General features: G+C 41.9%; 13 protein-coding genes. 12 read left to right on the top strand and 1 reads right to left on the bottom strand.

Annotation, left to right across the window (positions count from 1 at the left end; genetic code table 11):
- Positions 1–93: 93 nt before the first annotated feature.
- From BM358_RS18835 to BM358_RS18825, 3 genes are all read left to right on the top strand, one after another.
- Positions 94–2,007, top strand: a complete 1,914-nt coding sequence (locus BM358_RS18835) for a beta-glucoside-specific PTS transporter subunit IIABC (RefSeq protein ID WP_028542282.1) — start codon at positions 94–96, stop codon at positions 2,005–2,007.
- A 30-nt stretch (positions 2,008–2,037) separates the two neighbouring features.
- Positions 2,038–3,495: a glycoside hydrolase family 1 protein gene (locus BM358_RS18830; protein ID WP_028542283.1), complete on the top strand. Its 1,458-nt coding sequence runs from the start codon at positions 2,038–2,040 to the stop codon at positions 3,493–3,495.
- A 274-nt stretch (positions 3,496–3,769) separates the two neighbouring features.
- Positions 3,770–4,606: a methyl-accepting chemotaxis protein gene (locus BM358_RS18825; protein WP_023989690.1), complete on the top strand. Its 837-nt coding sequence runs from the start codon at positions 3,770–3,772 to the stop codon at positions 4,604–4,606.
- An 87-nt stretch (positions 4,607–4,693) separates the two neighbouring features.
- Here BM358_RS18825 and BM358_RS18820 read toward each other — a convergent pair whose 3' ends face one another.
- A complete protein-coding gene (locus tag BM358_RS18820; RefSeq protein WP_028542284.1) occupies positions 4,694–5,188 on the bottom strand; it encodes a nuclear transport factor 2 family protein in 495 nt (164 codons plus the stop codon).
- A 196-nt stretch (positions 5,189–5,384) separates the two neighbouring features.
- On the opposite strand from BM358_RS18820, the gene BM358_RS18815 reads away from it, so the two are divergent.
- The 9 genes from BM358_RS18815 to BM358_RS18775 all read left to right on the top strand — a co-directional run bounded on the left by BM358_RS18815 (position 5,385) and on the right by BM358_RS18775 (position 13,872).
- Entirely contained in the window at positions 5,385–5,939 is a 555-nt protein-coding gene (locus BM358_RS18815; RefSeq protein ID WP_023989688.1) for a TetR/AcrR family transcriptional regulator C-terminal domain-containing protein, read from the top strand.
- Between the two features lie 183 nt (positions 5,940–6,122).
- A complete protein-coding gene (locus tag BM358_RS18810; protein ID WP_028542285.1) occupies positions 6,123–6,929 on the top strand; it encodes an alpha/beta fold hydrolase in 807 nt (268 codons plus the stop codon).
- 24 nt (positions 6,930–6,953) lie between these two features.
- Complete coding sequence (locus BM358_RS18805; RefSeq protein WP_028542286.1) at positions 6,954–7,937, top strand: sensor domain-containing diguanylate cyclase; 984 nt, start codon at positions 6,954–6,956, stop codon at positions 7,935–7,937.
- A 216-nt stretch (positions 7,938–8,153) separates the two neighbouring features.
- The gene (locus tag BM358_RS18800; RefSeq protein WP_028542287.1) at positions 8,154–9,116 is read left to right on the top strand and encodes a helix-turn-helix domain-containing protein; all 963 of its coding nucleotides are present in this window, start codon (positions 8,154–8,156) and stop codon (positions 9,114–9,116) included.
- Positions 9,117–9,223: 107 nt separating this feature from the next.
- Positions 9,224–10,426, top strand: coding sequence for an MFS transporter (locus BM358_RS18795; RefSeq protein ID WP_023989683.1), 1,203 nt, complete (start codon positions 9,224–9,226; stop codon positions 10,424–10,426).
- 335 nt (positions 10,427–10,761) lie between these two features.
- Positions 10,762–11,088, top strand: a complete 327-nt coding sequence (locus BM358_RS18790) for a hypothetical protein (RefSeq protein WP_028542288.1) — start codon at positions 10,762–10,764, stop codon at positions 11,086–11,088.
- Positions 11,089–11,109: 21 nt separating this feature from the next.
- The gene (locus BM358_RS18785) at positions 11,110–11,511 is read left to right on the top strand and encodes a hypothetical protein (RefSeq protein WP_023989681.1); all 402 of its coding nucleotides are present in this window, start codon (positions 11,110–11,112) and stop codon (positions 11,509–11,511) included.
- A 407-nt stretch (positions 11,512–11,918) separates the two neighbouring features.
- On the top strand, positions 11,919–12,929 hold the full coding sequence (locus BM358_RS18780) for an ABC transporter permease (protein ID WP_023989680.1): 1,011 nt from the start codon (positions 11,919–11,921) through the stop codon (positions 12,927–12,929).
- 34 nt (positions 12,930–12,963) lie between these two features.
- The gene (locus BM358_RS18775; protein ID WP_028542289.1) at positions 12,964–13,872 is read left to right on the top strand and encodes an ABC transporter permease; all 909 of its coding nucleotides are present in this window, start codon (positions 12,964–12,966) and stop codon (positions 13,870–13,872) included.
- The last annotated feature ends 1 nt before the right edge of the window (position 13,873 follow it).

Below are 13,873 nucleotides of genomic sequence, written 5' to 3'. Positions count from 1 at the left end.
GTTACTGGTAATGCAGGCGAAACCAACCTAGATCGAATTTGATCTATTTTGGTTTTGCCTTTTTTTATAAATACAATTAAAGGGGAAGTTACAATGAAGTATGAGACATTAGCAAAAGACATCATCAGAAATGTCGGCGGCAAAGAAAATGTGAATAGTCTAACTCATTGTATTACACGCTTGCGCTTCAAATTAAAAGATGAAAGTAAAGCCAATACAGAGGTTTTGAAAAATATGGATGGTGTTGTCACTGTGGTAAAGAGTGGCGGGCAATACCAGGTTGTTATAGGTAACCATGTACCTGAGGTTTATGCTGATGTTACTGCTGTAGGCGGTTTTCAAACAGGAGATTCAGAAGAAGCATCAGGTGAAAAAATGAGTTTGTTCAATAGATTCATTGATACCATTTCAGGTGTATTTACACCCACGCTGGGTGTCTTAAGTGCCACAGGTATGATTAAGGGCTTCACCGCCTTATTTGTAGCTTTGGGCTGGCTGGCCACTACATCGGGTACCTATCAAATTCTCAATGCTTTAGGTGATTGTTTGTTTTACTTCTTTCCTATTTTCCTGGGGTATACGTCAGCTAAAAAATTCAATGCCAACATTTTTATAGGCATGGCTATAGGTGCATCGCTTGTGTACCCAACATTTAGCACGATAACAGCCTCGGGCAAACCACTATATACTCTATTTAGCGGTACTATATTTGAGTCACCGGTATATATCACCTTCTTAGGTATTCCGGTCATTCTGATGAGTTATGCGTCAACCGTTCTTCCGATTATCATATCCACCTATGTAGGCTCAAAAATAGAAAACTTCTTTAAAAAGGTAATCCCTAGCGTAGTGAGAACATTTTTGGTTCCGTTTTTCACATTGTTAGTTATTGTACCCTTAGCGTTGATTGTGATTGGACCTCTCTCGACTTGGGCAGGTCAACTGCTTGGCGCTGGAACCCTCTTTGTGTATAACTTAAGTCCGATTATTGAAGGTATGCTCATGGGCGCTTTCTGGCAAGTGTTTGTTATTTTTGGATTACACTGGGGACTTGTTCCTATCGCTATGAACAATTTAGCAGTGCTTAAATTCGATCCGATTCTTGCGGCTACACTGGGAGCTTCCTTTGCTCAGACGGGCGTCGTACTGGCGATTTTGTTTAAAACCAAAAATGTAAAACTGAGATCACTTTCCATTCCAGCTGTCATCTCCGGGATTTTTGGTGTGACAGAACCAGCAATATACGGGATTACATTACCACGTAAGAAACCATTTATTTTAAGCTGTATAGCATCCGCAGTAGGCGGCGGTATTATAGGAATGATGGGAACTAAAGGTTACATTATTGGTGGATTGGGTATTTTCGCTATCCCGAGCTATATCAGTCCTGCAGGTATAGACAACGGATTTTATGGGGCTGTTATCGGTATCCTGGTAAGCTTTGTATTAGGTTTCTTGCTTATGTTCTTTGGCGGATTTAAAGATGATGAAGTGAAAGAAGCAAAAAAGGAAGACAGTACACCAGGAGCGGCAAGAGGAGAAGTTTTAGTAAAACAAGAGACGGTGATGAGTCCATTAAAAGGTGAAGTGAAGTCTTTATCTGAAGTAACAGATGAAGCCTTTTCGACAGGTGCTCTGGGTAAAGGGATCGCCATTGAACCTTCTGAAGGTAAGGTCGTTTCACCTGTAGATGGTGTATTAACATCATTATTTTCGTCAGGTCATGCGATTGGAATTACAAGTGATCACGGTGTTGAGGTCCTCATCCATGTAGGCAAAGATACGGTCAAATTAAAAGGCAAACATTTTTATCCTAAAGTAAAACAGGGAGATGCTGTTAAAAAAGGCCAGCTGCTTATGGAGTTTGATATGGAAGCTATAAAAGAGGCTGGTTATGTTTTGACCACACCCGTTATCGTTGCCAATACTACGAATTACCTGGATGTCATTGAAACAGAGAAGAAGGCGATTGAGTATCAAGAGGATTTATTGACCGTCGTAGTCTAATCTTAATTAAATGTTGAGGAGGAATTAACAATGGAAAATACAACTAAATTGGAATTTCCACAAGGATTTTTATGGGGAGGTGCAACGGCTGCCAACCAATTTGAAGGTGGATATAATGAAGAAGGGAAAGGCTTAAGCACTGCGGATGTGATTACGGCTGGAACGCATACGACTTCCCGAAGAATTACACCTATACTGGAAGAAGGAGTGAACTATCCGAGTCACGAGGCTATTGATTTTTTCCACCACTATCAAGAGGATATCCGCTTATTTGCAGAGATGGGATTCAAGGTCTTTAGAATGTCCATTGCGTGGTCAAGAATATTTCCTAACGGAGATGATGCAGAGCCGAATGAGCAAGGCTTGCAGTTCTATGATCGTGTATTCGCAGAATTGAAAAAGTATAATATTGAGCCTTTGGTTACAATCTCACATTATGAAGCACCGTTTCATTTGACCCAAAAATATAATGGTTGGTCAGATCGCAGAGTCGTAGATTTTTATGTGAGATATTGTGAAGTGCTTTTTAACAGATACAAAGATGTTGTGAAATACTGGTTAACCTTTAATGAAATCAATATTTTAACCTTGTCATTTGGCGCATTCATGGCTGGAGCTATGATGCCGGAGGGGAATGGAGAGCTTGCCCATGCTACAGTGAAGGATGAGCAGGTTTTGTATCAGGCGTTGCATCATCAATTTATTGCCAGTGCAAAGGCTGTAAAGCTGGGTCATGAAATCAATAAGGACTTTAAAATCGGTTGTATGATTGCTTATATGTGTTCCTACCCACTTACATGCCATCCTGATGATCTTCTGCTAGCTCAACAAAAGGATAACTTAAGTAATTTCTTATGCTCAGATGTTCAAGTAAGAGGCGCTTATCCGGGATTTGCCAAACGCTATTTTAGAGATCATAACATTCAGATCAAAATGCAAGAAGAGGATGAGGACATCTTAAAGGAAGGCTGCGTAGATTTCTATACCTTCAGCTATTATTCCTCTACTTGTGTCAGTGCCGATCCCAACCAGGAGAAGGTGGGAGGAAATTTATCTATGGGCTTAAAGAATCCTCATTTGAAAGCAAGTGCCTGGGATTGGCAGATCGATCCACAGGGGTTGAGATGGTCCCTCAATAACATTTACAACCGATATGAAATCCCGTTAATGGTTGTTGAAAATGGCCTTGGCGCCGTAGATTCAGTAGAAGAAGACGGCTCCATTCACGATGATTATCGAATTGATTATCTAAAGCAACACATTGAGCAAATGAAAGAAGCGATTGCTGATGGAGTAGACTTAATAGGGTATACGCCTTGGGGATGTATTGATCTGGTAAGTGCGGGAACCGGTGAAATGAAAAAGCGTTATGGGTTTATATATGTCGATAAGGATAATGAAGGCAAAGGGACACTTGCCAGATCCAGAAAGAAGAGCTTCTATTGGTATAAGAATGTGATTGAAACCAATGGAGAGCAGTTGGATTAAATCTTAGTGCCTGTTTCATAAAAGTCATACCGTCAGCGCGTGCCAATTTTAATCGGTACGCGCTGCTTGTATTTATTATGAAATGAAAACAATACCTTAAATGGATATGCATCCCGGTCGTAAAAATGGATTCCCTTCAGGAAACTACGGAGATTGTTTATAGGTAGGGGCTCAACATCATCCATGTATTTTAAAATTCACTAAACACATGGGATGAAAATGTCGAAAAAGAAGATAGGACTTATATCAAAATATAAGGAAGTGGATACATATTATGAATCAAGTAGAAGCTGTTTTGACCGCCATGCCATTTATCAAAGAAGCTGCACGACAAGATGTTTCAATTTCCGTAATGGACAGGGAAAAATTTCTGTTCTTTCAGTCGGGTAAAAGCTTAGTTTATGATTTCAAAGCAGGCGATCCTCTTCCTGATGTACACAGAGACTTCAAAATGCTAGTAGGCGGTGAAAAGACCAGAGAGCGTTACGCTGCTGAAGTTTTCGGCATCGCTGCTGATTCTTACTTTCATCCGATTAAGAATGAACAGAATGAGATCGAGGCCGTAATGTGTATCACCTATAGTATGGATAATCAAGATCAACTGAAGAAGTTGATGACTCAAGCCGAGGATGTTACAAGCAAGCTAGTTGAAGGGATTCAGCATGTGGCGGCCCATTCGGAGGAGCTTAGTGCGACAGCCGAAGAAATTCTAAGCAATACTAAACAGGCGGTTGAGGACTCCGGTAACGTGACTGAGGTGGCCGGCTACATTAAGGAAATTTCAGAGCAGACGAACTTGCTTGGATTAAATGCAGCAATTGAAGCAGCCCGAGTGGGTGAGGCAGGAGCTGGTTTTGGGGTTGTGGCTACAGAAATCCGAAAAATGTCTACGGGCACCAAGGAAGCAACCGGACGGATTGAGCAGTCCTTGCAAGCCGTCAGACAATCGGTTTATAACATGGAACAAGAAATCACACAGATTGCGGTATCCTCCCAAGAGCAAGCCAAGCTTGTTACGGAATTTATGAATATTATTGATCAATTAAATGTAACCAACCACGGCTTGAGAGGGTTAGTAGAAAAAATCACGGATGATGTTGAAGCAGAATAAAGAATGAAAAAAAGTCTCGGTCTGTGAATTGTACATTCCGTATGGAAATGTAGATTACAGGCCGAGACTTTTTCTAATAGTAAATATTTACGAGTATTGTTGGTTTAACAGTGCAGTATCATAATACTCTTCGAAAGATTTGATTTTATTGTTTTCAAATTTAAAGATCTGGACATAGATCCCGTTGTATTTTATTTTTTTATTTTCTCCCCATGGTCCATTCGCTGTGATATCAATATGGCTGCGTGTTTTTGTCACAATCGTGTTAGGATTTTCTCCGACTATAAACTCATCGATGGTCCATTCGAATTTCCCTTTCATATCATTAAAAATGGGATTAAAGAAGCCTTTTACAGCATCCCAGCCTTCTTGAACAGAATTGTGCAAAACTGCCACATCATCAGTGGTAAATGGGGTGATTACAGCCGGATTATCTTCAACCCACAAAGAATAAAATTTGTCCGTATCTCCTAAATATAAAGAAAAAAAGTCTACAATGACATCCATGTTCTTTTTAGCAACTTCATTCTCGCTGTTGAATGAAGCATTAATAGTTACATTTTTAATCTTTTTGGGATTCATGCTGTTATTCTCCTTTATAAAAAAGATTTTGAACCATTACCTTTTCATTTGGTAGATGGCTGTCCAGCTTCTATTTACATCATTAGTATAAAATATAGGCAATTAAATAATAATAGACTGATTTTTAAGAGTGTTAAAAATGTAGACAAATGCTTCATAGTGTACAAATGTAAAATAAAATTTTGTGAGGGCTAACATGATTCGAAAAACAACTCCTAAGGAACTTCTTGCTGAATCTTTGATAGACTTAGCCAAAATACATCCAATCCAGTCCATCACCGTAACGGATATTACTGACAATTGTCAGGTTAGCAGACAGATGTTTTATTATCATTTTTCCAGTAAATATGACCTGATCTCATGGATATATAGTGATAAGGCAGATAAAATTATTGAACAATATATAGAAAAAGAGCCTTGGGGACGTGTTGCCGGGAGAATTGTTGAGTTTATTAAAGAGGATTACATCTATTTTAAAAAGGCTTTTGACGACAATACGCACTTGTCTTTTTATAATAATATTTTTAACTATACGGTTGAATGCCACACCAATTATATTCTTAAGAAAACAAATAGGACTTCGTTGCCTCCCGACATCCTTTTTGCTATAAGATTTAACGCTTATGGAGGAGTGAATGTGACTAAGGACTGGCTTGAGAACGGCATGAAGGAATCTCCAGAGCAATTAGGCGAATTAATATTCTCTGCGATGCCCTTGCCTATAAAAAAATATTTTCATTTAGATGAATAAATGCCTCGGAGAGGATACAGATATGAATTTGAATGAGTTAAATGAACAGAGTTACTCCGAACTAGAAGAATATTGGGTACATGTATTTCTGAATGAGATTCATTATCCATAATCAAATCTTTTCCGATATAATAATGAAAAGAAGCTGATAGAACAGATACTACCTCAGAGAGGTGATTTATAATGACCGTTGACATCCTCGTACGTAATAATGTAAAAGTGCTGGGCTCAGGCAGCCAAACGATCGTATTTGCTCATGGCTTTGGATGCGATCAGGATATGTGGCGTTATATCGTCCCTAGCTTTATCGACAACTACCAAATCGTCTTATTTGATTACGTAGGTTCCGGAGAATCTCAAATTAAGTACTATGATTCAGAAAAATACAGCGACTTACAAGGGTATGCCCAAGATGTGCTAGATATTATGGAAGCGCTAGAATTAAGAAATGTCATATTCGTCGGACACTCTGTTAGTAGTATGATCGGAATGCTTGCTTCTATCCGCAATCCCCAATATTTTGAGCGCATCGTCATGCTCGGTCCCTCTCCTCGTTATGTGAATGACCTCCCCTATTATTATGGAGGCTTCGATAAGAGTGACATCGATGAATTGCTTGATATGATGCAAATGAACTTCATTGGCTGGGCTAGTTACCTGGCACCCATTGTTATGCAGAATCCTGAACGACAGGAATTAACCGAAGAGTTGGAGAAAACCTTTTGCTCAAGAGACCCTCATATTGCACGACAATTTGCGGAAGTGACTTTTTTTTCGGATTGCCGTGTCGATCTCCAGCATGCTTCGATTCCTACACTGATTCTCCAGTGCTCGGACGATAGCATTGCTCCGATTGAAGTAGGGAATTATTTACATACTCATCTTAAAAACAGCAGGCTTCAACAGATGAGGGCAAAGGGGCATTATCCTCACTTAAGTCAACCTGGAGAAACAAGCGATCTGATTAAAGAGTATTTAGCCAGTGTGTAATATCAGGAGAAAGGCAGTCATGAAATGGATATTCAATTAGATAAAGCTCCCTGTGGATATTTCTCAATCTCGGATTCTGGCTTCATTCAATCGGTAAACCAAACTTTATTGGATATGCTACTTTATGACCGTAATGAATTGCTCGGACGGCCGATTGAATCCACAATGTCTGTTACCAACAAGCTATTTTTTCATACTTATTTTTATCCCTATATTCAGTTGTACGGGCATGTCGATGAGATGTACTTTTCGTTTCGGACAAGTGATCGACAGGATGTGCCTGTACTTCTAAACGGGGTGCGCCAGGAACGCAACGGAGAAACTGTTATTGATTGTGTAGTGCTTATGATGCGTAAGCGAATTGAACATGAGAGAGATATTCTGCAGACCAAAACCAAGCTTCAGGAATTATATCAGGCTACGAATGAAGCGAACCAGAAGCTTGAACGGTTGCACGAAGAATATGAAATCAAACAGCAGGAGCTAGAAAGGATTAATCTCCAGCTTGAAACGATGGCATCAACGGACCCGTTAACCGGTCTTAAAAATAGAAGGTATTTCCAAGATCAATTACTAGCTAGCCTCGCGTCCTTTCGTGAGAGTGGAATATCTTTTTCGCTGCTTATCATTGATATTGATCGTTTCAAAAGTATTAACGATACTTATGGTCATCCAGTGGGCGACCTAGTGCTTACGAATCTGGCAGAATTACTGCAATCCATGTCACGGGATAGGGACATTGTCGCTCGGTATGGCGGCGAGGAGTTCGTAATTATTCTTCCGGGCAACGATCAAGAAGAAGCTATTCTTACAGCGGAAAGATACCGCTCCACGACGGCCTCGATGGATTGGGGAGAATATGCTATTACTGTGAGTATTGGTGTGGCAACGGTGACGCAAGAGGATACGGAACAAACGATGGTTCATCAAGCGGATTTGGCTCTGTATACTTCCAAAAGTGGCGGGAGAAATCGGGTCACTCATTCAGCAAATCTCGTAAAGAGATAGATAAAGTCTTAATAAAGGGAATTAAGAGCTGACACGCCTTAGAGCTAATTAGCCGAGCCTGCCTCTTACGGCGGGCTTTTTATTATAAAAGCCCCCGAATGTCTCCACAGCTTACTCCAATAGGTCTGGTCAAACCATACAAATTCAGCTACTATTATTGATAACGATTCTCATTCGAAGGATCAGGATGAATGAAAACATTTGAGGTGGACGCTTGTGAATTCAAATTCGTTATCATTAATATATCAGCATTATTTGGAAAAGACCCCGTTCAGACAACAGAACGAGCATACGTATATGATTTTACCGGAAGCGGGCCATGGACATATCTACCGAGTTACAACTTATAGTGGAATTGAGATCGTGTATTCGCATATTCAATATCACGAGCCGTATCCGACCAACTTTGCTTCCAGTGGACAAATGATTGAGCTCCAATTTGCGCTTTCGGGTCAACGTCATGTGAATGTGGCTGGGTTGGATTATACACTCCCGATGGGACAGGGGGCACTTATTTTTTTACAGGATTTTAAAGCTTGCTTTCATCCTCCGGTTAACGAACAATACAAATCATTTGCACTTGGCATTCCGATTTCGTTGTTTAATTATGCGGCTTCACAGTTAGCGGCTCGTCGGCAGGTAGCTATTGAATTTAATCAAATTCTTAAGGGAGCTGCATTCCATCACTTTAGTTTTGAACTGGATCACAGAAGTATAGTGATGATTGAACATTTGATCAAAGACTTGAAAAGTGTGCATAAATCGCCTTTGTTAATGGAAGCAGCAGCACTTGAGATTTTAAATCGATTTATGATTCAATTATTTGATTTAACACCTATGCCCGAAGGTTTGTCTAAAGAAGATGTTAGAAAGCTGCATATGGCTCGGGAGATACTTGAGTTCAGCATGATTGATCCACCCTCACTGATCACATTATCCAAAAAGGTTGGATTAAACGATTTTAAATTAAAAAAAGGATTCAAAGCCTGCTTTGGAACTACTGTATTTGAATATTTGCGCCAAATTCGTCTTGATTATGCGATGAAGCTGCTCCGAAGCCAAGAAAGCAATGTGACTGAAGCTGCGATGGCTGTAGGATATAGCAATGTGAGTGCATTTTCAGAGCAATTTTTCCGGGAATACGGAGTGAAGCCATCATCCTTAAAGAAGGTATTTTAAAATAAAATCCGTTTAACCGTAGAATAATCCGTATATAGGCAGTAGAGTGGTGCTGTGACTCGTATACTTCTGCATAGAGAGAATCTATAACAGAGGAGTGTGCGAGGATGAACAGAATAAAAGGGAGCATCTTTTTCAGTGTATTTGTGGCTATGCTAGGGCTCATGCTCATTGCTCCAATTATGCCGCCCCTTATTCGTGAGTTGGGATTAAGAGAAAGTCATTCTGGGTTAATTATATCGCTTGGCTCCATAACGATGGCCTTAATGGCCCCAATATGGGGAAATCTGAGTGATGCAAAGGGACGCAAGCCTGTGATTCTGCTTGGATTCATAGGGATGTGTGTAAGCTGCTTGCTGTTTACGCTTACTCTTTTTGCAGGATTAAAAGGTTGGCTCAGCGGTGGGCTGCTGTTAGTCCTGTTAATTGTTACACGCGGTTTGATCGGCGGGTTTATCCCGGCGGTATTGTCATCCTCCCAAGCTTATATGGGAGATGTGACCGAGGGAGAAGATCGAGGCAGTGGGATGGCGATCATTAGCGCAGCCAATGGACTTGGATTAGTATTTGGTCCTGCTATTGCAGGTGCCTTTACTTTAATAGGCTTGCTGTGGCCTCTATATTTTGGGATTGTAATTGCTGCTGTAGCATTTGTAGTGGCCTTGCTGGCAATTCCGTCTGCCAAGCCCGTTATTCAGCAAAAGCCAGCTCGGATTAACCCGTTTCAACCCGGTCTACGAATGTATTTGTTTGCAGGTTTGGTTACGATGATTAGTATTGTGACCATCCAGGTTATAGGCGGATTTTATTTTCAAGATCAACTAGGCCTTTCATCCGAAGAAACAGCAAGAGTGGTTTCCTTTGGACTTATGTTTTCCGGTGCAGCCATGTTGATTGTACAGATCGTTCAGATGAAATGGCTTAAATGGCAACCCAAGCCGATGATTTTGCTCGGTTCTCTGTTCCTTATTGCCGGTATGCTGATATTCCTCATGTCAGCCAGCATGGTTGTTTACTATTTAGCGTTCTTTATGTTTGGTATAGGTACAGGCTTGCTTATGCCTGGATTTATGGCTGGGGCTTCTCTTTCTGTTAGTAAAGAACAGCAAGGGGGAGCCGCTGGTCTGGTGGCCACTGTCCAAGGGATTTCTGCAATTATTGCTCCTATTTTGACAACGACGCTATATCGGGTGGACAAATATATTCCTTTTGCTCTTATAGCAGCTCTAGTAGCTGTTATGGCCATCATTATGTTGGGGGTAAGAAAGAGAAAAGGGAATAGTGAGCTGGTATCTCAGAGGACCAAATAAATAAAAGAATTGTTTGATGAACCCATAGGCTTCCGTGCTATATTCACGAGAAGCCTATTTTGTTTGCTGGTTTGAATGATAGTCAAAAGGTCTCAATTTGCTAATTCATAAACTACATAGTTTAGATATCTATTATAATAAGTTTTAAGAAAATTCAGGGAAAGCAGAAGGAAAGTGGGAGGCTCATGGAAATCCAGCAAAAGTGGGTGGTTTTAAACAAAAAAGTACCTCTTATATGCGGACTACGACTGAACTCCTGAGGTGAATGAGAAGGTGAAATCCGATTTAGGGGGGGGGATAGTTAAGGAGGAGTTCATAAAATTGGAGGGATGCAGATGGGTTGGGAGTATGGAATTAAAGTCGCAGATGTTAAAGATATTCAAGTGCTAATGGATCGTTTAGCTGAAGCATTGCCTAGGATTGATGGATATCGGATGCAAAGGGATGAGGATGGCTTTGTCCTGCTTCAAAATGATCCCGATTGGCCTGAGGCGCTCCAAGTTTCAGTGGAAGAGGCAAGGAATATTGAAGGGTTAAAAGACGGTGAACCTTATATCTATTGTCTATTTCATATTGGTGGCGAAGATGCGGTGAAGTGGAGGGAAGGAATGTACAGGGTGCTGGAAGAAGAGGAGCGTGCTGCGGAATGGTTCGATCTGTAGCCGAAGAAAGGAGTGGTGAGATTGAGTAAGAAGGACAAAAAAGAGATTCAGACACTAATCTATCGCTATAGTGGTCCACGAGCCAATATTGGATATACTTTTGAACCGCTGCGTTATGGGGATACGGATGAACCAAAGCTGGAGGAGATAATCTTTATCTACGCAGATGACTTTGATATCGTGTTGTCTGCGTTAAAGTCCAAATATCCACTTGACGATCCTGATACGGGGGAAACGTATGAGGCTTTTGATCCCTGTTGGGATAATCCGATTCCGGAGTCGATATGGCATGAGATATTAACAGAATTGGATGCTTGGCCTGCCAAGGAGCCGGAATTGCGCATATTTATCGATTCCTTTATAGCTTGGGTCAGAGCACACCTGAAGCGAGCAAATGGTATTATCGTGACTGGAAATCTATAGAGAAAGACAAAGCAATACGTATTTTCGCTACCCCTCGCTTTAAGGTGCGACCGGACAGCAAGCTGCTGAGTCGAACACCTCGTTTTTTGCAGTGCTCGCGATTATTTCTCCTTTCCTGATCGGCCTAATACTACAATCTCTATATATAAAAAAACAAGCGATTTCCTTTTGAAAGGGGATCGCTTGTTTGGCATCATGCTGATTTTGATTTCTATATTCGAATAAAACACGACATTTAAATAACATGATGAGTAACTTTAGTGCGCAAACGACAAAATTCGTCATTATTTTTAGTTATTCAGGACGTGGAAACCGTTCTTGTTCCTTAGTACAATGAATAAAAATAACAAGCGATGAAAAGAAAGGTGACAAATACACGAGGAATTACGGATAAGGGGGGACAGGCTGTGGCCGTATACACACTACGTAGATTGATACAAATGATTCCGGCACTGCTTGGTATTGTCGTCATTACATTCATGATCTCAAGAGTGCTTCCGGGTGATCCTGCCGTGATGCTTGCGGGGGAACAGGCTACACCCGAGACGATTGAAAATATTCGAAGCAGCATGGGACTGGATCAACCGAAGTACATTCAATTTTTTCATTATGTAGTTGGATTGTTCCAAGGTGATCTGGGTCAGGCTTATCACACCGGACAGTCAGTGGCAAGCGACTTTGCTACCCGGTTTCCAGCAACCATCGAGTTGGCGCTGGCAAGCTTGGTTATTGCGATTCTGGTGGCAATCCCAATCGGCATCCTGGCAGCAACCCGTAAAGAATCGATTGTGGATCACATTTCACGTGTGTTTTCCTTGATCGGTGCATGTATGCCCATTTTCTGGATTGGCCTGTTATTCATTTATATCTTCTATGCTAAATGGGGCATCGCTCCTGCGCCCATGGGTCGAATTAGCGGTGACATCAATCCGCCGACGCACGTTACGGGACTTTATGTACTCGATAGTTTGATGACCGGTGATTTTGTAGCTTTAAAAAGCAGTTTATCCCATTTGGTTCTGCCAGCAGTCTGTCTCAGTACAGGCACTATGGCGATTGTGGCACGGATGATGCGTTCCAGCATGCTGGAAGTGATCGGTCAGGATTTTGTTCGCACAGCCAGAGCCAAAGGTCTGCGCGAAGGAATTGTTATTTATAAGCACGCACTCATTAACGCCTTTATTCCAACACTTACCGTACTTGGTTTGCAGGTCGGTTACCTGATTGGTGGAGCGGTTATTACCGAAACCATTTTTACCTGGCCAGGAGTGGGCAGCTATGTGACGGACTCCATTTTGGCGGCTGACTACGCACCGATTCAAGCATTTACCCTCGTAAGTGCGCTGATTTACAGCTTTATCAATCTTGGAGTCGACTTGGTTTACGGATTGATTGATCCACGTATCCGGTACGAATAATGAACGAAGCACAAAAGTAGGGGGAGGTACTCGGATGAGCACTGCAAGTGATTTGGTGGCAAAAGCGGCTGTACCTCAGCCCAATGCAGCCGCTATACCGAAACGCAAGACCTTTTGGCGATTACTGTTTGGCAATAAACTCGCTTTAATCGGATTCATCTTTATCGTTGGCTGGACGCTCATTGCCATCCTCTCATCATGGATCGTTCCACATGATCCTTATGTAACCGACCCGGCGAACAAGCTGCTGCCGCCAAGTGCAGAACATTGGTTTGGGACCGATAATTACGGACGTGACATTCTCAGCCGTGTCATTTACGGAGCCAGAATCAGCATATGGACCGGGATGATTGCCGTGTCGATCTCATTTATCATCGGCGTACCGCTTGGAGCCATCGCAGGTTTCTATGGCGGTCGAATGGGCAGCATTATTATGCGCTGTATGGATATTCTGTTGGCTTTCCCGTCGCTGGTACTCGCCATGGCCATTGCTGCAGCGATGGGACCAGGACTGATGAGTGCACTCATCGCTGTGGGCATTGTAGGCATACCCGAATTCGCCAGACTGATTCACGGACAAACCATCTCTCTCCGGGAAAAGGAGTTTGTTGAGGCCAGCCGGGCAATTGGTGTAACGAACGGAACGATCCTGTTTCGCCACATCTTGCCTAATGCACTTGCCCCACTGCTTGTGAATGCAACGCTCGGAATGGGCTTCGCCATCCTCACCTCAGCCAGTCTCAGCTTCCTGGGGCTCGGTGTGAAACCCCCGATTGCTGAATGGGGTGCAATGATTTCAGAAGGGCGAGCGTATATCATTTCCGGTGAGTGGTGGATTGTAACCTTCCCAGGTCTTGGAATTGCGACAGCTATTTTGGGCTTCAATTTGCTTGGAGACGGTTTGCGGGATGTTCTTGATCCTAGACTGCGCTCTAGCAAATAAA

It is taken from the genome of Paenibacillus sp. cl130 (assembly GCF_900116035.1).
Taxonomy (GTDB): Bacteria; Bacillota; Bacilli; order Paenibacillales; family Paenibacillaceae; genus Paenibacillus; species Paenibacillus polymyxa_B.
The sequence above is the reverse complement of the archived record's forward strand: the minus strand, read 5'-3'. Positions and strand labels throughout refer to the sequence as shown.